The 22,209-nt window shown below is 74.8% G+C and carries 19 protein-coding genes; 12 read left to right on the top strand and 7 right to left on the bottom strand.

Annotated elements, in window-relative coordinates:
• The 3 genes from ACZ6S5_RS24870 to ACZ6S5_RS24880 are packed head-to-tail and all read left to right on the top strand — an operon-like array spanning window position 1 to window position 8,866.
• Window positions 1-189, top strand: coding sequence for an MbtH family protein (locus ACZ6S5_RS24870; protein WP_466004156.1), 189 nt, complete (start codon window positions 1-3; stop codon window positions 187-189).
• Window positions 186-3,305 carry a non-ribosomal peptide synthetase gene (locus tag ACZ6S5_RS24875; RefSeq protein ID WP_466004157.1) on the top strand — a complete coding sequence of 1,040 codons (3,120 nt, stop codon included), beginning with the start codon at window positions 186-188 and terminating at the stop codon, window positions 3,303-3,305. Before ACZ6S5_RS24870 ends, ACZ6S5_RS24875 begins: the two co-directional genes overlap by 4 nt.
• Window positions 3,305-8,866: an amino acid adenylation domain-containing protein gene (locus tag ACZ6S5_RS24880; RefSeq protein ID WP_466004158.1), complete on the top strand. Its 5,562-nt coding sequence runs from the start codon at window positions 3,305-3,307 to the stop codon at window positions 8,864-8,866. The genes ACZ6S5_RS24875 and ACZ6S5_RS24880 overlap by 1 nt, the downstream gene beginning before the upstream one ends.
• Window positions 8,867-8,909: 43 nt before the next feature.
• On the opposite strand, the gene ACZ6S5_RS24885 is transcribed toward ACZ6S5_RS24880, so the two are convergent.
• Window positions 8,910-10,151, bottom strand: coding sequence for a hypothetical protein (locus tag ACZ6S5_RS24885; RefSeq protein WP_466004160.1), 1,242 nt, complete (start codon window positions 10,149-10,151; stop codon window positions 8,910-8,912).
• Between the two features lie 58 nt (window positions 10,152-10,209).
• Complete coding sequence (locus tag ACZ6S5_RS24890; protein ID WP_466004162.1) at window positions 10,210-10,728, bottom strand: NUDIX hydrolase; 519 nt, start codon at window positions 10,726-10,728, stop codon at window positions 10,210-10,212.
• A gap of 52 nt (window positions 10,729-10,780) precedes the next feature.
• On the opposite strand from ACZ6S5_RS24890, the gene ACZ6S5_RS24895 reads away from it, so the two are divergent.
• Window positions 10,781-11,518 (top strand): class I SAM-dependent methyltransferase, encoded by a 738-nt coding sequence (locus tag ACZ6S5_RS24895; RefSeq protein ID WP_466004164.1) that lies wholly within the window; start codon window positions 10,781-10,783, stop codon window positions 11,516-11,518.
• Between the two features lie 58 nt (window positions 11,519-11,576).
• On the opposite strand, the gene ACZ6S5_RS24900 is transcribed toward ACZ6S5_RS24895, so the two are convergent.
• Entirely contained in the window at window positions 11,577-12,005 is a 429-nt protein-coding gene (locus ACZ6S5_RS24900) for an OsmC family protein (RefSeq protein ID WP_466004166.1), read from the bottom strand.
• Window positions 12,006-12,172: 167 nt separating this feature from the next.
• Between ACZ6S5_RS24900 and ACZ6S5_RS24905 the strand changes: the two genes are divergently transcribed.
• On the top strand, window positions 12,173-12,667 hold the full coding sequence (locus ACZ6S5_RS24905) for a type II toxin-antitoxin system PemK/MazF family toxin (RefSeq protein WP_466004167.1): 495 nt from the start codon (window positions 12,173-12,175) through the stop codon (window positions 12,665-12,667).
• 39 nt (window positions 12,668-12,706) lie between these two features.
• On the top strand, window positions 12,707-13,738 hold the full coding sequence (locus tag ACZ6S5_RS24910) for a phosphotransferase (protein ID WP_466004169.1): 1,032 nt from the start codon (window positions 12,707-12,709) through the stop codon (window positions 13,736-13,738).
• A gap of 41 nt (window positions 13,739-13,779) precedes the next feature.
• Here the strand turns inward: ACZ6S5_RS24910 and ACZ6S5_RS24915 are convergent, their stop codons facing one another.
• A complete protein-coding gene (locus ACZ6S5_RS24915) occupies window positions 13,780-14,415 on the bottom strand; it encodes a GGDEF domain-containing protein (protein WP_466004171.1) in 636 nt (211 codons plus the stop codon).
• Window positions 14,416-14,657: 242 nt separating this feature from the next.
• Between ACZ6S5_RS24915 and ACZ6S5_RS24920 the strand changes: the two genes are divergently transcribed.
• From ACZ6S5_RS24920 to ACZ6S5_RS24940, 5 genes are all read left to right on the top strand, one after another.
• Entirely contained in the window at window positions 14,658-14,921 is a 264-nt protein-coding gene (locus ACZ6S5_RS24920; protein WP_466004173.1) for a DUF397 domain-containing protein, read from the top strand.
• A 160-nt stretch (window positions 14,922-15,081) separates the two neighbouring features.
• Window positions 15,082-15,915: a helix-turn-helix domain-containing protein gene (locus tag ACZ6S5_RS24925; protein ID WP_466004212.1), complete on the top strand. Its 834-nt coding sequence runs from the start codon at window positions 15,082-15,084 to the stop codon at window positions 15,913-15,915.
• Window positions 15,916-16,005: 90 nt separating this feature from the next.
• Window positions 16,006-17,061 (top strand): LacI family DNA-binding transcriptional regulator, encoded by a 1,056-nt coding sequence (locus ACZ6S5_RS24930; protein ID WP_466004175.1) that lies wholly within the window; start codon window positions 16,006-16,008, stop codon window positions 17,059-17,061.
• Window positions 17,062-17,063: 2 nt separating this feature from the next.
• Window positions 17,064-17,267 carry a hypothetical protein gene (locus ACZ6S5_RS24935; protein ID WP_466004176.1) on the top strand — a complete coding sequence of 68 codons (204 nt, stop codon included), beginning with the start codon at window positions 17,064-17,066 and terminating at the stop codon, window positions 17,265-17,267.
• A gap of 134 nt (window positions 17,268-17,401) precedes the next feature.
• Complete coding sequence (locus ACZ6S5_RS24940; RefSeq protein WP_466004178.1) at window positions 17,402-18,844, top strand: serine/threonine-protein kinase; 1,443 nt, start codon at window positions 17,402-17,404, stop codon at window positions 18,842-18,844.
• A 54-nt stretch (window positions 18,845-18,898) separates the two neighbouring features.
• Here the strand turns inward: ACZ6S5_RS24940 and ACZ6S5_RS24945 are convergent, their stop codons facing one another.
• From ACZ6S5_RS24945 to ACZ6S5_RS24955, 3 genes are all read right to left on the bottom strand, one after another.
• Window positions 18,899-19,744, bottom strand: a complete 846-nt coding sequence (locus ACZ6S5_RS24945) for an MOSC domain-containing protein (RefSeq protein ID WP_466004180.1) — start codon at window positions 19,742-19,744, stop codon at window positions 18,899-18,901.
• The gene (locus ACZ6S5_RS24950) at window positions 19,741-20,388 is read right to left on the bottom strand and encodes a phosphotransferase (protein WP_466004181.1); all 648 of its coding nucleotides are present in this window, start codon (window positions 20,386-20,388) and stop codon (window positions 19,741-19,743) included. The genes ACZ6S5_RS24945 and ACZ6S5_RS24950 overlap by 4 nt, the downstream gene beginning before the upstream one ends.
• A 74-nt stretch (window positions 20,389-20,462) precedes the next feature.
• Window positions 20,463-21,164, bottom strand: a complete 702-nt coding sequence (locus ACZ6S5_RS24955) for a carbon-nitrogen hydrolase family protein (protein ID WP_466004183.1) — start codon at window positions 21,162-21,164, stop codon at window positions 20,463-20,465.
• Window positions 21,165-21,278: 114 nt separating this feature from the next.
• Here ACZ6S5_RS24955 and ACZ6S5_RS24960 point away from each other — a divergent pair, with 114 nt between their 5' ends.
• Entirely contained in the window at window positions 21,279-22,034 is a 756-nt protein-coding gene (locus ACZ6S5_RS24960) for a DedA family protein (protein WP_466004185.1), read from the top strand.
• Window positions 22,035-22,209: the final 175 nt, after the last annotated feature.

The following is a 22,209-nucleotide window of genomic DNA, read 5'->3' on the forward strand; positions in this document are numbered from 1 at the left end:
ATGGCCGAACCCCGATTCCTGGTCGTGCGCAACGACGAGGAGCAGTACTCGATCTGGTCGGCCGACCGGGACCTCCCCGCCGGCTGGCACGACGCCGGCTTCGCCGGCACCCGCGAGGAGTGCCTGGCCCACGTCGACACGGTGTGGACGGACATGCGCCCCCGCTCGGTCCGCGAGGGGCACTCATGAGCCAGGAGTGGACCTTCCCGGCCTCCTTCGCCCAGGAACGGGTGTGGATGGCCAACCAGCTCGACACCGGGTCGCCGGTGTTCAACGTGTCCAGCCCGTGGCTGTTCCCGGCCGGGATCGACGTGGACGCGGCCACCGACATCGTCAACCAGGTGGTCGCCCGGCACGAGTCGCTCCGTACCCACCTGCGGGTCGACGACGGCGCCGTGGTGCAGGTGGTGCAGGCGCACGTGCCGGTCCCGCTGCCCGCCGAGGACCTGAGCCGGCTGCCCCGGGCCGAGTACCTCGAGCGGCTGGAGGCGCTCCGCGCGGAGCTGGCCCGTACCCCGATCCCGCTGGACCGGCCGCCGCTGTGGCGGGCCCGGCTGGTCCGCAACCCGGACGACCTGGTGGCGCTGCTGTTCGTGGTGCACCACGTGGTCTTCGACAGTCACTCGGCGGTGCTGTTCATCAAGGAGATCACCGCGCTCACCGAGGCCGCGCTGACCGGCGCCACCGCCGCCCTGCCCGAGCTGCCCATTCAGTACGCCGACTTCGCGGTCTGGCAGCGCGGCCAGCTCACCGGCGTGGAGCTGGACCGGCAGCTCGCCTTCTGGGTGGATCACCTGGCCGGCGCGCCGCCGGTGACCGGCCTGCCGCTGGACCGCCCCCGCCCGGCCCAGCTCGGCTTCGCCGGCGACGAGGTGCGTTTCGCGCTGCCGGACGGGCTGCTGGACCGGGTCGGCACCCTGGCGGCCGGGGCGGCGGCCACGCCGTACATGGTGCTGCTGGCCGGCTTCGCGGCGCTGCTGTCCCGGCTCTCCGGCGACACCGACGTCGTGGTCGGGGTGTCCACCGCGGGCCGGGACAGCCCCGAGCTGGCGTCGCTGATCGGCATGTTCGTCAACCCGGTGGCGCTGCGCTGCGACGTCTCCGGGGACCCGACCTTCCGGGAGCTGCTCGACCGGGTCCGGGACGGCCTGCTCAACGCGATGGAACACGGGCAGACCCCGTTCCAGGAGATCGTCGAGGCGGTCGACCCGCAGCGTGACCCGTCGGTGCAGCCGATCTTCCAGACCGCGCTGAACTTCATCCCCGACTCCGGCCTGGACCCGGTCGAGCTGGGCACCACCAAGGACGACCTCGCCTTCGACATCACCACGGAGGAGAGCCGGCTGGTCTACCGGACCGAGCTGTTCGACCGGTCCACCGCCGAGGCGGTCGTCGACCGGTACGTCCGGCTGCTCGACGCCGCGGTCGCCGACCCGGACCGGTCGGTCGCCGCCCTGCCGCTGCTCGCCGACGCCGACCGGGACCGGGTGCTGGCGACCTGGAACGACACCGCGCACGAGGTGCCGGCGACCACGCTGGTCGACGAGGTGCAGCGGCAGGCGGCGGCCAGCCCGGACGCCACCGCGCTGGTCTGCGACGGTGTGCCGCTGACGTACGCCGAGCTGAACACCGCCGCCAACCGGCTGGCCCGGCTGCTGGTGTCCCGCGGCGCCGCCCCGGAGACCCGCGTCGCGCTGGCCCTGCCCCGCTCCTTCGAGCTGGTGGTGGCCATCCTCGCGGTGCTCAAGTCCGGCGCGGCGTACGTCCCGGTGGACACCGCGTACCCGGCCGGGCGGATCGCGTACCTGCTGGCGGACGCCGAGCCGACGCTGGTGCTGGCCACCCCGGAGACCGCCGCGCTGGTGCCCGGGGAGGCGCTGGTGCTGGACGGGGAGGTGGGCGCCGACCAGTCCGACGCGGACCTCACCGACGCCGACCGGCGCGCCCCGCTGCGCCCGGAGCACCCGGCGTACGTGCTCTACACCTCCGGCTCCACCGGGCGGCCCAAGGGCGTGGTGGTGGAGCACGGCGCGGTGACCGCCTACCTGGCCTGGGCCCGGCACACCTACCCCGGCCTGGCCGGCACGGCGTTGCTGCACTCGCCGGTCTCGTTCGACCTCACGGTCACCGGCCTGCTCGGCACGCTCACCGCCGGCGGCACGGTCCGGCTGGCCGCGATCGACGAGCCGGCGGCCCGGGTCGGCGGCCGGCCGAGCTTCCTCAAGGTCACCCCGAGCCACCTGCCGCTGCTCGACGGCGAGCTGTCGCCCACCACCGACCTGGTGATCGGCGGCGAGGCGCTGACCGGCGAGCAGCTCGCCGGGTGGCGGTCCGCGCACCCCGAGGTCGCGGTGATCAACGAGTACGGCCCGACCGAGGCCACCGTCGGCTGCGTGGCCGACCGGACCGCCCCCGGCGAACCGGTCGCCGCGGGGCCGGTGCCGATCGGCACGCCCACCTGGAACACCCGGGCGCTGCTGCTCGACGCCGCCCTCCAGCCGGTCCCGCCAGGGGTGGTCGGCGAGTTGTACGTGGCCGGCACCCAGCTGGCCCGGGGCTACCACCGCCGGCCGGGCCTCACCGCCGAGCGCTTCCTGCCCTGCCCGTACGCGCCGGGGGAGCGGATGTACGCCACCGGCGACCTGGCCCGCTGGCGTGCCGACGGCACCCTGGAGTACCTGGGCCGCCGGGACGACCAGGTCAAGGTGCGCGGCATGCGGATCGAGCTGGGCGAGATCGAGGCGGCCCTGCTGGCCCACCCGGACGTCCGGGCGGCCGCCGCGGCGGTGCGCGTCGCCGCGGGTGAGCCGGTCCTGGTCGGCTACCTGGTCGGCCCGGCCGTCGAGGAGTCGGTCCGCGCCGAGCTGGCCCGCGAGCTGCCCGGGCACCTGGTGCCGACCGCACTGGTCCGGCTCGACGCGCTGCCGCTGACCCCGAACGGCAAGCTGGACCGGGCCGCGCTGCCCGCCCCGGTGGTCACCGTCCCGGCCGAGGACAGCTACGTGCCGCCCCGCACCGCGGCGGAGGCCCTGGTGGCCGAGGTGTACGCCGAGATCCTCCAGGTGGAGAAGGTGGGCGCGCTGGACGACTTCTTCGCCATCGGCGGCAACTCACTGCGCGGCATGCGGGCGATGGCCCGGATCCGCGCCGAGGTGGACGTCGAACTGCCGATGCGGGCGCTGTTCAGCAGCCCGGTGGTGGCGGACCTGGCCGCCCAGATCGAGGAGCGGATCGCCGCCGAACTCGACGGACTCTCCGACACCGAGGTCGCCGCGCTGCTGGCGGCGGAAGAGGAATCGAGCTGATGACCGACCTGAAGGATCCGAGCCGGGAAGCGGCCCGGCAGGCGCTGATCGCCAAGCGACTGCGCGCCCGCCAGGCCGCCCCTGCGGCCCGGATCAACCCCCGGCCCGCCGACGCCGAGGTGCCGCTGTCGTACGCCCAGGAGCGGGTCTGGTTCATGGACCAGCTCGCCCCGGGCGAGGCGGCGTACCACATCGCGGTGCCGCTGCGGGTGCGCGGCCCGCTCGACGAGGCGGCGCTGCGCGCCGCCCTGGCCGCGCTGGCCGCCCGGCACGAGTCGCTGCGCACCCGCTTCCCGGCCGACGCGGACGGCCGTCCCACCGTGGTGGTCGAGGAGACCGTCGAGGTGCCGCTGACCATCGTGGACGCCCCCGACGAAGCAGCGGCGCAGGCGCTGGTCGACGCGGCCGCCGCCGAGCCGTTCGACCTGGCCCGGGGCCCGCTGCTGCGGGCACTGCTGGTCCGGCTGGCTAACGACGATGATCCGGCCTCCGCGCCGCAAGCCGGCACTCCGGACCGGATGAACGTCGCCGACGACCACGTGCTGTTCCTCGGCAAGCACCACATCGTCGGCGACGGCTGGTCGGTGGACGTGCTGCTGCGCGACCTGATCACCCTGTACCGGGGCGGCGAGCTGCCCACCCTGCCGATCCAGTACGGCGACTTCGCGGTCTGGGAGGCCGACGAGCTGGACGGCCCGCAGGCCCGGGCGCACGTCGACTACTGGAAGCAGCGGCTCGCCGGGATCACCCCGCTGGAGCTGCCGCTAAACCGGCCCCGCCCGGCCACCCAGACCTACCGGGGCGACTTCGTCGAGTTCCAGCTCGACCCGGCGGCCACCGAACGGCTCAACGCGCTCACCCGGGCCGGCGGCGGCACGCTGTTCATGACGCTGCTCGCCGCGTACCAGGTGCTGCTGGCCCGGTACTCCGGCCAGGACGACTTCGCCGTCGGCGCGTCGGTGGCCGGCCGGTCCGCGCCCGAGCTGGAGAACGTCGTCGGCATGTTCATCAACATGCTGCCGCTGCGCGCCGAGCTGGCCGGCGACCCGACCTTCACCGAGCTGCTGGAGCGCACCCGGCACACCGTGCTGGACGGCTTCGAGCACGCCGAGGTGCCGTTCGCCAAGGTGGTCCACGAGCTGGGGCTGCCCCGCGACGTCAGCCGCTCCCCGGTGTTCCAGTCCATGTTCGTGCTGCAGAACTACGAGATGGGCCGCTTCTCCGGGGTCTCCCGGGCCGACGAGGTGAGCTTCGAGTGGACCCCGATGGAGCTGCGGGCCACCCGGTTCGACTTCGAGCTGCACGCGGTGGAGACGGTCGACGGGCTCTGGGGCAAGCTGGTCTTCAACACCGACCTGTTCCGCCGGGACACCGTCGAGCGGATGGCCCGGCGCTGGACCACCCTGCTGGCGTCGATCGTCGCCGCGCCGGACACCCCGCTCTCCCGGCTGGAGCTGCTGCCCGCCGAGGAACAGGCCCTCCTCGCGTCCTGGAACGACACCGCCGCCGACTTCCCGCGTACGCAGACCCTGCACGGCCCGATCGAGGAGCGCGCCACCACCACCCCGGACGCGGTGGCGCTCACCATCGAGGGACGCAGCCGCACGTACGCGGAACTGAACGCCGCCGCCAACCGGATCGCCCACCGGCTGCGCGCCGCCGGGGTCGGCCCGGAGACCCTGGTCGGCGTCTGCGCCGAACGCTCGGTCGAGCTGGTCGCCGGCCTGCTCGGCGTGCTCAAGGCCGGCGGCGCGTACCTGCCGCTGGACCCGGAGTATCCGGCCGACCGGCTCGCCTTCATGGTCACCGACGCGGACGCGCCGGTGGTGCTGGTCCAGCGGCACCTGCGTGACGTGCTGCCGGAGACCGCCGCCCAGGTGCTCGACCTGGACGACGCCACGGTCTGGGCCGACCAGCCGACCACCGACCCGGAGCCGGTTGCCGGCCCCGAGCACCTCGCGTACGTCATCTACACCTCCGGCTCGACCGGCCGGCCGAAGGGCGTGCCGAACACCCACCGGGGCATCGTCAACCGGCTCGACTGGATGCAGAAGACGTACCGCCTCGGCGCGGACGACGCGGTGCTGCAGAAGACCCCGGCCAGCTTCGACGTGTCGGTGTGGGAGTTCTTCTGGCCGCTGCGCGAGGGCGCCCGGCTGGTCCTGGCCAAACCGGGCGGCCACAAGGATGCCAGCTACCTGCGCGACCTGCTGGTCGCCGAGCGGATCACCACGGCCCACTTCGTCCCGTCCATGCTCACCGTCTTCCTCGGCGAGGAGGGCATCGAGGCGGCCACCGCGCTGCGCCGGGTCATCTGCTCCGGCGAGGAGCTGCCGCTGACGTCGGCGTCGGACTTCACCGCCCGGCTGCCCTGGTGCGGGCTGCACAACCTGTACGGCCCGACCGAGGCGGCCATCGACGTCACCGCCTGGCCCTGCGATCCGGCGCTGCTCGCCGAGGTGACCAGCGTGCCGATCGGCGCGCCGATCGCCAACCTGCGGCTGCACGTGCTCGACCCGGCCGGGGCGGAGTGCCCGGTCGGCGTCGCGGGGGAGCTGCACATCGGCGGTGTCGGGCTGGCCCGCGGCTACCACCGCCGGCCGGCGCTGACCGCCGAGAAGTTCGTCCCCGACCCGTACTCGGGGGAACCCGGCGCCCGCCTCTACCGCACCGGTGACCTGGCCCGCTGGGTGCCCGCCCCGGACGGGTCGGGGGAGACCGGTGTGATCGAGTTCCTCGGCCGGATCGACCACCAGGTCAAACTGCGCGGCCTGCGGATCGAGCTGGGCGAGATCGAGAGCGCGTTGCGCGAGCAGCCCGGAGTGACCGAGGCGGCGGTGGTCGTCCGCGAGGACAGCCCCGGCGACAAGCGGCTCACCGCCTACCTGGTCGGGCCCGCCGAACACGGCACGGTGAAGACCGCGCTCAAGGAGACTCTGCCCGAGTACATGGTGCCGGCCGCGTTCGTCACCCTCGACGCGCTGCCGCTGACCCCGAACGGCAAGCTCGACCGCAAGGCCCTGCCCGCCCCGGTGATCACCCGCGAGGCGTCGGTGGCGCTGGTCGAACCCCGCGACGACACCGAGCGCGCGCTCGCCGCCATCTGGTCCGAGGTGCTCGGCGTCGACACGCTCGGCATCGACGACGACTTCTTCGACCTGGGCGGGCACTCCATGCTCGCCACCCAGGTGGTCGCGAAGATCCGCAAGGCGGAGCTGGGCGGCCGGGCGGTCGGCGTGATGGACCTGTTCCAGCAGCGGACCATCCGCGACCTGGCCGCGTTCATCTCCGGCGACGCTGCCGAGGAGGGGCCGCGCCGGCTGCTCTACGAGCTGACCAAGCCGATCCCCGCCGCGCAGCGGGTGCTGTCCTACGTCTGCGTCCCGTACGGCGGCGGCAGCGCCATCGTCTACCAGCCGCTCGCCGACGCGCTGCCCGCCGGGCACGCCCTGTGGTCGCTGGCCATCCCCGGGCACGACGTCGGCCTGAGCGAGGACGCGCTGCCCTTCGACGAGCTGACCACCCGGGTGGCCGACGAGATCGTGGAGCGGGTCGAGGGGCCGATCGCGCTCTACGGGCACTGCGGCGTGGGCAGCGCCATCGTCGCGGAGGTGGCCCGCAAGGTCGAGGCGGCCGGACGGGACCTGGCGGCCGTCTACATCGGCGCGATGTTCCCGTTCGCCCGCCCCAAGGGCCTCTTCGCCACCGCGCGCAACCGGCTGGAGCAGCTGCGCAGCAACAAGCACTACGCGAGCTGGCTCAAGTCGATGGGTGTGGACACCGACGAGCTGGACCCGGAGCAGGCCGACCGGATCATCAGCAACATGCGGGCGGACTCCCGCGCCTCGGAGGAGTACTTCACCCGGCTGCTCGACCAGGGGGCCGGCAAGCTGCGCGCCCCGATCATCTCGGTCGTCGGCTCCGAGGACCCGGTCACCGACTACTACCGCGAGCGGTACGCCGAGTGGCAGTTCCTCAGCGACACCCTCGGGCTGGTGGTCCTCGACCAGGCCGGCCACTTCTTCCTGAAGTACCGCGCCGAGGAACTGGCCGAGATCGTCACCCGGGTCCACCCGGCGGTGGCCGCCGGGGACGTCACGGCGCTGACCCCCGAGGCCAGGGGTGAGGACGCTGGCTGGGCGGTCCTGGACCACCTGCGGGTGGGCGCGGTGGAGGGGCCGCCCAAGGCGACCGTCAAGCCGAGCATGGGCCGCTTCCTGGCGGTCACCGTCGGGCAGCTCGTCTCCAGCACCGGGTCCGCGCTGACCGCGTTCGCCCTGCCGATCTGGCTGTTCAACCGGACCGGGTCGGTCGCCGATCTCGGCCTGCTCTGGGCGCTCGCGCTGATCTGCGGCGTGCTGATGCTCCCGGTGGCCGGCGCGATCGTCGACCGGGTCAGCCGGCGCCGGATCATGATGCTGGCCAGCTCCGTCGCCGGGTCGATCCAGTTGGTCCTGGCCGCGCTGCTGTGGACCGACAGCCTGGTGCTCTGGCACATCTACCTGCTGGTCGCGCTCAGCTCGGTGGCGGGGTCGTTCCAGCGGATCGCCTTCCAGTCGGCGGTGCCCCAGCTCGTGCCGAAGCGCTACCTCGGCCACGCGATGGGCATCACCCAGCTCTCCACCGGCGTCGCCACCCTGCTCATGCCGGTCTTCGCGGCCGGCCTGCTCGCCGCGATCGAACTGAAGGGCATCCTGCTCGTCGACGTGGCCAGCTACGTGGTCGCGGTGGCCACCCTGGCCGTGGTCCGCTTCCCCGACCTGCTCGGCTGGCGGCCCCGGGAACGGCTGCTGGTCGCCATCGCCAACGGCCTGCGCTACTCCTGGCAGCACAAGGGCTTCCGGCTGATGCTCGGCTACTTCGCGCTGGGCAACATCTTCCTGGCTCCCGCCCTGGTGCTCACCACCCCGCTGGTGCTCTCCTTCGGCAGCCCGACCCAGGTGGCCCAGGTGGCGCTGGCCGAGGCGCTTGGCGCGGTGGCCGGTGGCGTGCTCATGTCGCTCTGGGGCGGCCCGCGCCGGCGGCGGATGATCGGCGTGCTGGTCGCCAACCTCGGTACCGCGATCGGCTGCGTGCTGATCGGCCTGGACGCCTCGGTGGCGATGATCTGCGTCGGCATGTGCTGGCTGGCCATGGCGATGACCACCGCGCAGTCGATCTACGCGACCATCGTCCAGGTCAAGGTGCCGCAGCGCTTCCACGGCCGGGTTTTCAGCCTCAACCAGACCATCGCCTGGTCGACGTTGCCGATCGGCTTCGCGCTGCTCGCGCCGGGGGCCACCGCGCTGTTCGAGCCGATGCTCGCCCCGGGCGGGGCGCTCGCCGGTTCGGTGGGCGCGGTGATCGGCACCGGTCCCGGCCGGGGCATCGGCTTCGCGTACGTCTGCTTCGGGGCGGCCCTCGTGCTGATCACCCTCGGCGGGTTCGCGATCCGCCTGCTGCGCCGCTTCGACCTCGAGGTCGAGGACTCCCTGCCGGACGACCTGATCGGCGCCCAGGAGCGGGAACGGCGGCTCGCCGCCCGGACCGCCGAACGGGCGGAGTCGCCGGTCGCGGTGTGACGAGCGCGGGGCCTCCGGCCGCGACCGGAGGCCCCGCGCGTCATCACTCGACGGGCGGGTCGGCCAGCTCGGACTCGGGCAGCTCCGCCGGCTCGGCCACCCACGCCGAGTAGGCCGGCACGCCGTGCCACGGCCCGCCCGCGCTGTCCGTCGCCACCGCCACCACCGCGTACGGGTGCCCGAACCGCAGCTCCGCCACCCGGGCGATCCCCTCCGGCGGCAGCCCGGCCGCCATCCCGAACGCGGTCACCGCGGCCGCCTCGAAACCGAATCGCCCGAAGCGCGCCACCGCCGCCTGCGCCACCTCGTACGGCGGCCGCGGCACGCCGACCAGCTCGCCCAGCGCCCGCGCGGCGGCGGCGAACCCGAAGCCGGCCGGGGTCAGGTCGTGCCGGCTCTGCGCCGACCAGCACGGCAGCACGGCCTCGGCGTGCTCCTCCCGGCCGTCGGCGGCGAAGGTCCGGGTCGGCTCCTCGCGCAGCGTCCAGAGCGGCGTCTCGCCGAGCGGCAGGTCGAACAGCGACCGCCGGCCGGGTGCCGTCCCGTCCGGCGCGGTGGCGGCCGCCGTGGCCACCTCCTGCGCGGCGGCGAGCACGTCCACCGCCGGTACGTCGGGCGCGGCGGCGACCGAGACCACCAGCATCCCGGCCTCCCCGTCGGCGCCCGCCACCGGTCGGGCCGGTGCCGCGTGCACGGCCACGTCGCCCGCCCGCGCGGTGGCCGCGATCCAGCACCGGTGCCCCCACGGCGGGGTACGCAGCACCCGGTGCAGCCGGCCGGCCCAGGCGCTGCCCGAGCCGAGGTGCCCGGCCGGCGCCACCTGGAACGGGTCCGCCCAGGACACCTTGGTGGCCAGCGCGCTGGCCAGGATCAGCAGCGTCTCCGGGGTGACGTCGAGCGGGAAGCGGTCGATCAGGCCGCCGGTGTGCTCGCGGGCCCAGGCGTCCAGCGCCGCCTGGTCGGGGAGCGGGCCGCGCTGCGTCCGCTCCGGCAGGCCGGCCCGCCAGCCGGTCAGGCCCTCCAAGGGCTCGCGCTCCCACACGGCGCTGGCCGAGGCCACCAGCGGGTGCGGCGCCGACAGCAGCGCCCGTGCCGTCTCCGCCGCCGCGTCCACGTCGGTGCCGAGCGCCTCGGCCAGTTCCGTGCGGTCGTCTCCGGTGGCGGCCGGCCCGGTGAGCGCGAGCAGCAGCCAGGCCCCGAGCGGGGAGGCGACGTGATGGGCGTCGCCGGCGGCGCGGTGCAGCCGCTCGGCGTAGCGGGCGAGGGGTTCGTGGAGTGGAGTCACCGCTCCACTGTGCCGGCTGCGCGCCCGCCCGTCACCCCGGCCGCCGGTGCGGCGGCCGTTACGACCACAGCTCGAACGGCTCGTCGATCTCCTCGCCGGCCAGGAACGCCGGCAGCAGCTCGGGCAGCCGCCCCGGATAGCAGCGCGGCCGGTCGGCGACGATCTCCGTGACCGGCCACCAGCGGAAACCGAAGTAGTCCTCCACCTCGTAGTCGAGCCGGTGCGCCTCGTCCACGTCCGGGCCCGGCCCGGGCAGCCGGACCGGCACCACCACCTCGTCCTGCAGGTGCCGCAGGCGCCGGTGGATGAAGCTGGCCCGGCGCCGCCAGGTCGGCGCGCCCACCTGGTCCGGCCGGACCACGATCCCGGTCTCCTCGCGCAGCTCCCGCACCGCCGCCGCCAGGTACGTCTCGCCGGGGTCGAGCCCACCGCCGGGCAGCTCCCACCAGGTGCCGAGGCGGGGGTGCTCGGGATCCCGGGTGTGGAACAGCAGCAGGCGGTCGGTCGCGTCGAGCACCACCAACCGGACCGCACGACGCTCGATCACCGGCAGATCGCGGGGCAGTTCGGGGTGCACGGTTCCTCCCGGCGGGTTGGTGCGGCCAGTCCGCGCTGCGATGATGGCGATCGTGTCGCAGCTCTTCGGTGAGGTGGCCGGCGATTACGACGAGGCCCGTCCAGGCTATCCGCCGAAGATCGTCGACGCGGTCCGCGCCTACCACGGTGGGGTGCCGGGGGCCCTGGTCGAGGTGGGCGCCGGGACGGGCCTGGCCACCCGGACGCTGCTCGGCTTGGGCGCGCCGATGACGTGCGTCGAGCCGGACCGGCGGATGGCCGGGGTGCTGGCCGCCCGGTTTCCCGAGGTCGGGGTGGTGACCCTCCCCTTCGAGGAGTGGACGCCACCGGCCGGTGGGGTGCCGGCGCTGGCCTGCGCGATGGCCTGGCACTGGCTCGACCCGGCCGCCCGCAACCGCCGCGCCCACGACGCGCTCGCCCCCGGCGGCACCCTCGCCGTCTTCGGGCACCGCTACGCGTACGTCGACCCGGCGCACGCCGTGGCCCTGGCGGCGGCCGTCCGGTCGGCCGACCCGCGGGCGCGCGATGAACGCCCGGAGGGGTGGTTCCACGCCGACATCGTCGACAGCGGCCTCTTCACCGACGTCCGGTCGGTGCCGTTGCGCCGGACGGTGCCGCTGGACACGACGGCATACCGGCGCCTGGTCGGCACGTTCTCGTCCCAGCTGCGCCGCCCGCCCGAGCTGCGGGAGCGGGTGCTGGCGGCGGTCGGCGCCGCGGTCGACAGCTTCGGCGGCACGGTCGTGCTGGACCTGCGGACCACGCTGGTTCTGGCCCGCCGCCCCGCCTGACCCGTGCCTCACCCGCCGGCCCGGCGCCGGGCCCCCCGACGGTCGGTGACCCGCGACGTCAGCCCGCGTCCGCGCCGCCGGTCACCGCGGCGTGCCGCAGCCGTACCGGGGTGCCCCGACGCAGCGAGTTGGGAATCTCCGCGATCGCGTCCACCCGGGCCACCAGCTCGCGCAGCCGCTCGTCGGACGCGTCCCCGGCCACCCGTACGTCGTAGCCGATCTCGGTGGAGACGGCCGGGTCGCCGGTGAAGTCGCCGTGCACGGTCACCTCGACCCGGTGCAGGGCCACGCCCATCGCCCGCGCCTCGCGGAACAGGTCGTTGGAGACGCATCCGGCGACGGCCAGGTAGAGCAACTGCCCGCCGTTGAACCCGAGCCCGTCCCCGCCGCCGTCGGCCGGGCGGTCCACCACCAGCGTGAACGGCCCCGCCGAGCCGATCGCGGCCGGCTGGCCCGGCAGGCTGCGCGTGCGTACCTCCACGGTCATGTCGACCACCCCCGGACCGAGTCAACCACCCCGGCCCGGGACGCCGGCTCCCCGGTTCAGTCCGAACCCGCGTCGACCACCCGGGCCACCTCGCCCGGCAATGGATCCCGGTTTCGTCCGTGGTCCACCCTGCGCCTCGCCCGCCTCCGGGCGGTAGGCTGCCCGCCGTGGCAGGTCTGTTGAGGAGCGTAGCGTCCCGGCTTGGCCGGATCACCGGAGGCGCGTCCGCGCCGGCCCGGACCCCGGGCCCGATCCCGGCCCAGGTTGCCCGGCGCCGCCAGGTGGCCGCGCTGCAACGGCGCGAGCTGGCGTACGCCCCGGAGTTGGACGGTCAGGCCGACCCGGGCGAGATCGTCTGGACCTGGGTGCCGTACGAGGATGACCCCCGCCAGGGCAAGGACCGGCCGGTGCTGGTGGTCGGCCGGCAGAGCCGGACCCTGTTCGGGCTGATGCTGTCCAGCCAGAGTGACCGGGACGGGCAGCGGCACTGGCTGGCGCTCGGCCCGGGGGAGTGGGACCGCGACCAGCGCCCGAGCTGGGTACGCCTCGACCGGGTGCTCACCATGCGCGAGGACAGCATCCGCCGCGAGGGCGCGGTGCTGGACCGGACGCGGTTCGACCGGGTGGGCCGGACCCTGCGCGCCGGGTACGGCTGGCGATAACGGTTCGCTCGCCGGTCACCGGAGTGGCATGGTGGGCCGGTGACGGGCGAGATGGCGACCGGCGTGGACGAGCGGCTCGCGGGGTGGGTGGCGGACGACTTCGGCCTGACCGTCGTCTCCGCCGTGCCCGTCGGGTACGGCGCGGACGCCAGCGCCGAGCTGTGGCGGGCCACCACCGTCGACGGTGGCGATTACGCGGTCAAGCTGAGCGGGGGCGGCACCCAGGCCGGGCTGGTGGTGACGGCCCGGCTCGCCCAGCAGGGCGTACCGGGCATCGTCGCGCCGCGCGTCGCCCGGCAGGGCGAGGTGTGCACCGTCCACGAGGGACGACGACTGTCGGTGGTGCCGTGGGCCTCCGACGAGCGGGCCCTCGCCGGCGGGATGCGGCCCGCTCACTGGCGCGCGTACGGCGAGGTGCTGGCCGCGACCCACGCGGTCGCCGTCACCGACGAGCTGGCCGGGCTGCCCCGGGAGGACCACACCCACGCGCTGATCGGCGCGGCGACGCGGGAGACGGACCGTCGGTTGCGGGCGGTGGACGACCGGACGGCCGACCGGTGGACCCGTGCGGTGGCGGGCCGTTGGCGGGAGGCGGCCGACGACCTGGCGACCCTGCTGGACCGCGTGGACCGTCTGGGCGCGGAGCTGCGGGCCCGCCCCGCCGACCTGGTGGTCTGCCACGGCGATCCGCACCTGGGCAACCTGCTGCTCGGCCCGGACGGGCAGGTCTGGTTGATCGACTGGGACGACGCGGTGCTCGCGCCCCGCGAACGGGACCTGATGTTCGTCCTCGGCGGGGTGCTCGCGTTCGCGCCGGTGACCCCGGCGGAGCAGGCTGCCTTCTTCGAGGGGTACGGCCCGGTGCGGCCGGATCCGGTCCGGCTGGCCTACCACCTCGGGGTGCGCGCGCTCGACGACATGTCGAGCTGGGCCGGTGACGTGGCGGACGCCGAGCGGCCGGAGGCCGACCGGGTGCGCGCGCTGCGGATCGTGGAGGGGCTGCTGTCGCCCGTCGGGCTGGTCAGCCTCGCCCGCCGGGCGCTACGCGACCTCGGCCGCTGGGACGGCTGAGCGGACATCGCCCCGCCGCCGAGGACGCTGTGTGCCTCCGCTCAGCACTCGGCCATGAGTTCGCGGGCCGCCCGGGCCGCGCCGACGCTCTTCGCCCGGTACATCGCCGCATCCGCCCGGCAGAGCGCGTCGGTCAGCTGGGCGGGGCCGTACACCGGGGCGAGCCCGACGGAGGCGGTCACCTGCACCATCCGGGTGCCGAGCGGGATCGGCGCGGCGAGCGCCTCGTAGAGCCGGCGGCTGGCGTGTTCGAGCCACCGCCGGTCCACCGTCGGGCTGGCCAGCAGCCCGGCGAACTCGTCGCCGCCGAGCCGGGCCACCAGGTTGTCCCCGGCGAACGCGGTGAGCCGCTGTGCCACGCTGACCAGCACCTGGTCGCCGGCGGCATGCCCGTAGCGGTCGTTGACCTGCTTGAACCCGTCGAGGTCCAGCACGATCGCCACCAGCGGCTTGCCGGCGGCGTCGGTGAGCAGGGCGGCGGCCAGCCGGAAGAAGGCCCGGCGGTTCGGCAGCCCGGTCAGTGGGTCGTGGCTGGCGGCGTGCCGTTCCGCCTCCAGCTCGGCCTGGAGCAGTTCGAGTTCCGCCTCGGCGCGCTGTGCCCGGCGGCGCAGTTGCCAGGCGGAGACCAGGGCACCAGCGGCGGAGATACCGGAAGCGACGGTCATCGGATCCGGCACGCGCCCTCCTCACCGCAGACTCGGCCTCGTCGGCGACCACGTTTTCCCTGGTCGCACCCGGAGCGGGGTAACCCAAAGTGAACGCCTGGGTACGCCACACTTCGGCTATCATGCTCGCTGTCCAATGCAGATGCAATAGCAGATGCACGTGCATCTGAGTCCTCAGTCGACAGATCCCCTTTCTGCCACCATCGCCTGTCCTCCCCGCGGCATCGGCTGGCTTTTGCACAGAGAGACGCCCCATGCAGCAGCCTCACAACGGCGTACCCACCAGTCAGCTGCCGCCCCTGCGGTGGCAGAAGAGTCGACGCAGCAACCCGAGCGGCAACTGCGTCGAGATGGCCGAGCTTCCGGGCGGTGCCGGGATCGCGGTGCGCAACTCCCGGCATCCGGACGGTCCGGCGCTGATCTACACAGTGGACGAGATCGCCGCCTTCGTGCTCGGCGCGCGGGACGGCGACTTCGACAACCTGATCGCCCGCGGGTCGTCCCGCGAGCGCGACTGACTCGGCTGTCCGGAGGAGTTCACCTCACTGTCGGTCCATGGCATGCTTACACGTCGGCCGGGCTGGGGCGTCCGGTCGGCGACAGTCGGCAGGCGAGGGACGAGCAGTGACGATGGTGCCCACCGAGGGGGGTCCGACCAGCGGGCCGACGGTGCTGCGCATGCTGCTCGGGGGGCAGCTGCGCCGGCTCCGGGAAGGCGCCGGGGTGACCCGCGAGAGCGCCGGCTGGGAGATCCGCTCCTCCGAGTCCAAGATCAGCCGGATGGAGCTGGGCCGGGTCGGCTTCAAGGAACGCGACGTCGCCGACCTGCTCACCCTCTACGGCGTCACCGCCGCCGACGAGCGGGAGGCGCTGCTCAAGCTGGCCCGGGACGCGAACAGCCCCGGCTGGTGGCACCGGTACGGTGACGTGCTGCCTGGCTGGTTCCAGTCCTACCTGGGCCTGGAGGCGGCCGCCGCGCTGATCCGCACGTACGAGGTGCAGTTCGTGCCCGGGCTGCTGCAGACCGCCGACTACGCCCGGGCGGTGATCCTGCTCGGTCACCGGGGTGCGCCGGCCGAGGAGATCGAGCGGCGGGTCCGCCTGCGGATGGAGCGCCAGGAGCTGCTGCGGCGCAGCAACCCGCCGCAGTTGTGGGCGGTGCTCGACGAGGCCGCCCTGCGCCGGCCGATCGGCGGCCCCGCGGTGATGCGCGCGCAGCTCGACGCGCTGGTCGAGGCCACTGCCGCGCCGCACGTCCGGCTCCAGATCGTCCCGTTCGAGGCCGGCGGTCACGCCGCCGCCAGCGGAGCCTTCAGCATCCTGCGCTTCGGCGACCAGGACCTGCCCGACATCGTCTACATCGAACAGCTGACCAGCGCCATCTATCTCGACAAGCGCGACGACCTGGACTACTACGCGCTGGCGATGGAGCGGCTCTGCGTCGAGGCCGCGCCGCCGGAGCGGACCGCCGAGCTGCTCACCCGGATCCGCGACGAGCTCTACCCGGCCTGACGCCGGCACCGCCTGCCATTGACCGCCGCCACCGGCTGCGGGTAGTCTCTGGATCGATCCAGTTCTGAATCGATCCAGAAGGGTGATCCGGTGAAGCCGACCCTGCAGGACGTGGCGGACGCGGTGGGCGTCTCCAGGAGCACCGTGTCCAACGCCTACAGCCGGCCGGACCAGCTCTCCGCGACGCTCCGGGCGAAGATCCTCGACGCGGCGCGGCGGCTCGGCTACCCCGGCCCCAACCCGACCGCCCGCTCGCTACGGCGCGGGTTCGTCGGGGCGGTCGGCGTCCTGTTCACCTCCGACCTGTCGTACGCCTTCACCGATCCGTTCGCGGTGCGGTTCCTCGCCGGGGTCAGCCGGACCGCGGAGCGGCACGGCACCAGCCTGCTGCTGGTGCCGCTGCCGGCCGACCGGGCCCGCGTCCGCAGCGTGGTCGAGAACGCCTCCGTGGACGGCTTCTGCGTCTACTGCGTCGGCGACGAGGAGTGGGTCCTGCAGGCCATCCGCGACCGGGGGCTGCCCTACGTCACCACCGCCCCGCGCGCCGACGCCGGCCCCGACGACCGGTACGTGGGCATCGACGAGCGGGCTGCGGCCCGATCCGTCGCCGACCACGTCGCGGCGCTCGGCCACCGCCGGGTGGCCCTGCTCGGCGACACCGTGCTGCCCGACGCGCCAGCCGGGCCGCTGCGCCTGACCGGACCCGGGGACGCACCGCACCCCACCACGCGCGGCCGGCTCACCGGCTTCGCCGACGCCTTCGCCGCCGTCGGCGTCCCCTGGCCCGCGCTCACCGTGCTCAACGCCACCGCCAACAGCCGCGCCGCCGGGGCCGCCGCCGTCACGGACGTGCTGGCCGGCGATGAGCCACCCACCGCCGTCCTGGCCTGCTCCGACGTGCTGGCCCTCGGGGTGCTCGACGCCCTCGCCGCGGCCGGCCACCGCTCGATCTCGGTGACCGGCTTCGACGACATCGCCGAGGCGGCCGCCGCTGGGCTCACCACCGTCCGCCAGCCGGCCGAGGAGAAGGGCCAGCTCGCCGCCGCACTGCTGCTGGAACCGCCGCCCGCCCCGGCCGACGGCCACCTCGTCCTGCCCACCGACCTCGTCGTCCGCACCTCCACCGGACCCGTCCAAGGGAGCTGACCATGGAACACTCCACCGGCTACGTCCTCGCCGTCGACGCCGTGACGCGTCACGTCAACTCGGCCCGGCCCGAGGCCCCGATCCGCCCCGACCGGCCCCGCGCGCCCCGGCTGGCCCCCACCCGGCTGGCCGCCGCGGGCGCCCTGCGCCGCCTCGCCGACCTCATGGAGCCCCGCCCGGCCGCCGCACCCACCTGCCACCCCTGACCCCGGTCGATCCGCCCGCCCGGGTGGCCCACGCCACCCGGGCGGCACCCCGTTCGACCCGGTAACGCCCAGCCGGTCCGGAACCGGGCACCGGGTTGGTGTGGCCCGCCGGGCGCCAGGCACACTGGACCACCATGTCCCCGTTCACGCCCATGCTGCGGCTGCACGATCGGTACGTCCTGCGCGAGCGCATCGGGCTCGGCGGGATGTCCGAGGTGTGGCGCGCCGACGACGAGGTCCTGCACCGCCCGGTGGCGGTCAAGGCCCTCGCGACGCAGCTCGCCGCCGACCCACAGCTGCGCGCCACCATCCAGCGCGAGGCCCGCGCCGCCGCCCGGCTCACCCACCCGCACGTGACCCAGGTGTACGACTACGGCGAGGCCACCCTGCCCGACGGCTCGGTGGTGCCTTACCTGGTCATGGAGCTGGTGGAGGGACGCACCCTGGCCGACCGGCTGGCCGGCGGCCCGCTCGCCTGGCCGGAGGCGGTCCGGCTGGCCGGTCAGGTCGCCGCCGCGCTGGCCGCCGCGCACAAGCTCGGCGTGGTGCACCGGGACATCAAACCCGGCAACGTGATGCTCACCGAGACCGGCGCCAAGGTGCTCGACTTCGGCATCGCCACCCTCGCCGGGCCGCGCCACCCGCTCGCCGGCCAGACCGGCGAGCTGCTGATGGGCACGCCCGCCTACTTCGCCCCGGAGCGGATGACGCCCGGCCCGGCCAACCCGGCCAGCGACGTGTACGCCCTCGGCGCGCTGCTCTACCGCACCCTCACCGGCCGGCCCCCGCTGCCCGTGCAGACCTGGGACGACGTGCTCGACGTGCAGGCCCGCCGGCCCCCGGTGCCGCCGCCGCGCGTCCCCGGGCTGCCCGCCGACCTCGCCGAGCTGACCCTGGCGTGCCTGGCCGTGGACCCGGCCCGGCGGCCCACCGCCGCGCAGCTCGCCGCCCGGTTCGGCGCTGGTCAGCCGGCCGACCCGCCGACCGCCATCCTGCCCACGCTCGCCCGACCCGAGCACTCGCCGACCCTGATCGACCGGGCCGCCGCGCCGGTGCGCCCGGTCCCGCCGCCGGCCCCGCCGCGCCCGCCGGCCCGGTCGAACCGGCTCATCGGGGTGCTGGTCGCGGCCGGACTCGTGCTGCTGCTCGGACTGGTCGGCACGCTGCTGTTCGACGACAACTCCGAAGCCCCGACCGGCACCGGGCCAGTCACCTCGGCGCCGACCGAGGAGTCCGCGCCCGAGTCGTCCACCCCGCCCGAGGCCACCACCGGACCCACCACCACCCGGCCCGCACCGGTCACCCTGCGCGAACTCGCCGCCCAGTTCGCCGCCGTGCTCGACCAGGCCGTCGCGGACGGGCGGATCGACCGGAAGACCGCGAACGACCTGCGGGAGAAGGCGGCCGAGCTGGACCGGGGCAAGCCCAAGGACCGGGCCAAGCGGATCGACGACCTGCGCGAGAAGATCGACGAGGCCGCCGCCGACGGCAAGCTTGACGACGGTACGGCCGCCGCGCTCCAGCAGCTGCTCGACGCGTACGGGCAGCTGCGCGGCAACGGACGCAACGAGGGCTGACCAGCCCGGGCCCGTGTCGCAGTCCTCGGTCGGGCCGAGGGCTTGCCACGGCCCCTAGGCCGGCTCCGCCGGGTCGCCGACCCGGACCCGGCCCGGCCGCACCACCTGCGCGTACGCCCCGACGCAGGGCTGCGCGGACAGGCCGGGCAGGGGCACCACCCGGTTCAGCCGCGCGGGCACGCGCAACGCGTCCAGGTCGCGGGGGAGGTCCCCGTGTGCCAGGGTCGGCACCGCGCACCGGGGCGTGGGCGCGACCACCCGCAGCACCAGTTCGTCGCCGATCCGCAGCTCCCGGCCGACCCAGTCGTTCTCCTCGAACCCGTCGCCGGCGGTGTCGAGCAGCAGGTTCGGCCGGTAGCGGGCCGGATTGACCACGCCCGCGGCGGTGGCCGCGCCGACCCGGCGCAGGGTCGCGGTGGTCACCAGGTGCACCGGGGCGAAGTCCACGAAGCCGCCCGGCGGCGCCGCGCCCCCGAGCCGCCCCTCGTCCACGGTCACCGGCACCGCCACGCCCGCCGCGAGCACCTCCTCCGGCCTGGACCGTTCGAGCACGGCGTCCGCCGGCGGGGTGCCGGTGAGCGTCACCGGCTCGCCGAGCAGTTCGGAGAGGATCTCGTCGGCCCGGTCGCCGTCGGCCGCGACGGTGCGGCCGTCCGGCAGCGTCACGATGACCGGACCGGCGCCGGCCGCCCGCAGGGTGAGCAGGGTCCGCCACCGGTACGGGTTCTTCGCGCTGGCCACCCGGCCGGTGCGGCGGTGCAGCAGGGCCAGCCGCCGGTCGCCGGCCAGCCCGGCGGCGCTCACCTCGACCGCCGCCAAGTCCTCGCCGAGCAGGGACTTCACGGGATAGCGCCGGATCCCGGCGAGCCGTCCGATCGCCCGTTCGGTGGGGCCGTTCATCCGACCACCACCGACCCGACCAGAGCCGCGACCGCGGACAGCCGCTCGGCGTCCAGCGGACCGAGCGTGGCGCGCAGCCGGACCGCCGCCGGCACCGACCCGAGCGGCCCGGCCTCGGCGACGTACGCCACGAGCAGGGCGTGCGCCGCCGCCGACAGCGGGAGGGACCGGTCCACCGCCATCTCGGCGAGGATCAGCGCGGTCATCGCCCGGTCCAGCTCAGGCGGGCCCTCCGTGACGTTGGTCCAGTCGATGACGACCGGGCCGCCCGGCGTGAGGAGCACGTTCTCCGGATGCAGGTCGAGATGCAGGATCCGGACCGCCGGGTCGGTCGACCGGACGGCGGGCAGCGCGTGCAGCCGCGCGTGCAGGTCCGCCAGCAGGCGCGCCCCCGCGCCGATCTCGAGGACACCCGCGACGAAGGCCTCGACCAGCGTTGTCCCGGCCACCCGGTCGAGCACCAGGTCGCGACCCTCGGCGTGGTGCACCCAGGGCACCGGAAAGCCCTCGGCGTGCAGGTGCCGCATCATCTCGGCCTCGGCCCGCACGTCCCAGTCGAACCGGTACCGGCGCAGCACCCGGTCGCGGTCCAGCGCGTACACGTCGGCGGTGCGGCCGGAGGCCAGGGGGGCGGTGTCGGTCATCGGCATCCTCGTTCCCGGGGCCGGCGCCCCGCACCGACCACCGTAGGCGACCGCCCGACACCCGGCGTCCGCGCTCAATGGAGCGTCGCGCGCACCAGCTCGCCCGGCCCGCTTCCGGCCCGACCCACCGGCGACCCGTCCGGCGCCCAGATCCCGGAACCGCCGGCCGCCGCCGAGTAGCCACCGCCGGTGGCGCCGGCGAAGCTCGCCACCGCCACCCACACCCCGTGCTCCGAGGCGACCCGCCGAGCGCGCTCCGCCGGCACCGCGGCGTCCTCGGCGGACTCCAGCACCCCGGCCAGGTAAGCGTCCGCGCCGAGGGCCACCGTCTCCGCGGCGTGCCGCGGCACCCCGGTGTCCTTGCAGACCGCCAGGCCGAGCCGCCAACCGTTCACCTCGAACACCGCCGGCTCCGGCCCCGCCGCGAACCGGTGCGGCTCCGCCCCGCCCAGCCACATCTTCCGGTACGCCAGCCGGGCGCCCGCGCCGTCCACCGCCAGGATCCCGAGGTACGGCCGGTCCGGTCCCGCCACGGGCGCGCCGGCCAGCGCCACCGTCCCGGTCTCGGCGCACGCCGCGACCAGGGGCGCGAGCCGGACGTCCTCGGGCTCCACCGGCGTCGCGTCCAACTCGTACCCGGTCAGCGACATCTCGGGAAACACCACCACCCGTACGCCTGCGGCGCGGACCGTCGCGGCGTGGACCCGAACGTTGCCGGCGACGTCGTGGGAACGGCAGAGCGGCTGGGCGACCGCGAGCCGCAGTGGCGTACGCACAGGCGAACTCTCCTCTCTTCCGGCTCGGCGGCACCGGGCCGGATCCGTGGTTCACAGGACCCTTTCAGCTCTGGATCCGGGTTCTCCGAGGCCGCCGCCCGTAACGTTGTCGGGATGATCGGAACCGCGCAACTCCTGGTGGGAACACGGGTGAGCGCCCCGAGGGCCGCGGAGCCGGCCGGCGAGGGACCCGTCGGCTGGGTCACCGGCCTCGTCGAACGGCTCGGCGGTCCCGGTGCCGGCCTCGCCGTGGCCCTGGAGAACCTCTTCCCGCCCATCCCCAGTGAGGTGATCCTGCCGCTGGCCGGCTTCACCGCCAGCCAGGGCGAGATGAGCCTGTTCGGGGCGATCGCCTGGACCACCCTCGGCTCGGTGCTGGGTGCGCTCGCCCTCTACTACGTCGGGGCGGCGCTCGGCCGCGACCGGATGCGCGCCATCGCGGCCAAGCTGCCGCTGGTCAAGCTGGAGGACGTCGACCGGACCGAGGCGTGGTTCCTCCGGCACGGCGTCAAGGCGGTCTTCTTCGGCCGGATGATTCCGATCTTCCGCAGCCTCATCTCCGTCCCGGCCGGCGTCGAACGGATGCCGGTGCCGGTCTTCCTGCTCTACACCACGCTGGGCAGCCTGATCTGGAACAGCGCCTTCGTGCTCGCCGGCTACCTGCTCGGCGAGAACTGGCACCTGGTCGAGACGTACGTGGGCACGCTGCAGAACGTCGTCATCGTGGTCTGCGCGGGTGCGGTCGGCTGGTTCGTGGTGAACCGGGTCCGCCGCTCGCGTCGCTCCCGTGTGTCCCCGCCGGAGCCGGCCCCGCCGCCACAGGGGACGCTCTACCGGGGCGGTTGGTGGCTTCCTGAGGACGACCGCTAGGCCGGTCCCGCTCGCGGCGGATGATCAACTCGGTCTGCGGCAGGTCGCGGTGTGAGGGTGGCCGGATACCGCTCCTTGCCGCACATGGAGTGGACCAAGGCGGCCTGACCCGGGCGGCGAGGGGTTATGTCGCCGGTGTCCGGTTGTGGGGCTGGCTGCGTGCGGTGGGTGGAAC

It is taken from the genome of Micromonospora sp. NPDC051924 (assembly GCF_055586005.1).

What these genes read in the sequence shown, in the direction of transcription:
- ACZ6S5_RS24870 (WP_466004156.1), top strand. Translation starts at nt 1, where the DNA reads ATGGCCGAACCCCGATTCCTGGTCGTGCGCAACGACGAGGAGCAGTAC.
- ACZ6S5_RS24875 (WP_466004157.1), top strand. Translation starts at nt 186, where the DNA reads ATGAGCCAGGAGTGGACCTTCCCGGCCTCCTTCGCCCAGGAACGGGTG.
- ACZ6S5_RS24880 (WP_466004158.1), top strand. Translation starts at nt 3,305, where the DNA reads ATGACCGACCTGAAGGATCCGAGCCGGGAAGCGGCCCGGCAGGCGCTG.
- ACZ6S5_RS24900 (WP_466004166.1), bottom strand. Translation starts at nt 12,005, where the DNA reads ATGACCGTGGAGGTACGCACGCGCAGCCTGCCGGGCCAGCCGGCCGCG.
- ACZ6S5_RS24920 (WP_466004173.1), top strand. Translation starts at nt 14,658, where the DNA reads ATGCAGCAGCCTCACAACGGCGTACCCACCAGTCAGCTGCCGCCCCTG.
- ACZ6S5_RS24925 (WP_466004212.1), top strand. Translation starts at nt 15,082, where the DNA reads ATGCTGCTCGGGGGGCAGCTGCGCCGGCTCCGGGAAGGCGCCGGGGTG.
- ACZ6S5_RS24935 (WP_466004176.1), top strand. Translation starts at nt 17,064, where the DNA reads ATGGAACACTCCACCGGCTACGTCCTCGCCGTCGACGCCGTGACGCGT.
- ACZ6S5_RS24940 (WP_466004178.1), top strand. Translation starts at nt 17,402, where the DNA reads ATGTCCCCGTTCACGCCCATGCTGCGGCTGCACGATCGGTACGTCCTG.
- ACZ6S5_RS24945 (WP_466004180.1), bottom strand. Translation starts at nt 19,744, where the DNA reads ATGAACGGCCCCACCGAACGGGCGATCGGACGGCTCGCCGGGATCCGG.
- ACZ6S5_RS24950 (WP_466004181.1), bottom strand. Translation starts at nt 20,388, where the DNA reads ATGACCGACACCGCCCCCCTGGCCTCCGGCCGCACCGCCGACGTGTAC.
- ACZ6S5_RS24960 (WP_466004185.1), top strand. Translation starts at nt 21,279, where the DNA reads ATGATCGGAACCGCGCAACTCCTGGTGGGAACACGGGTGAGCGCCCCG.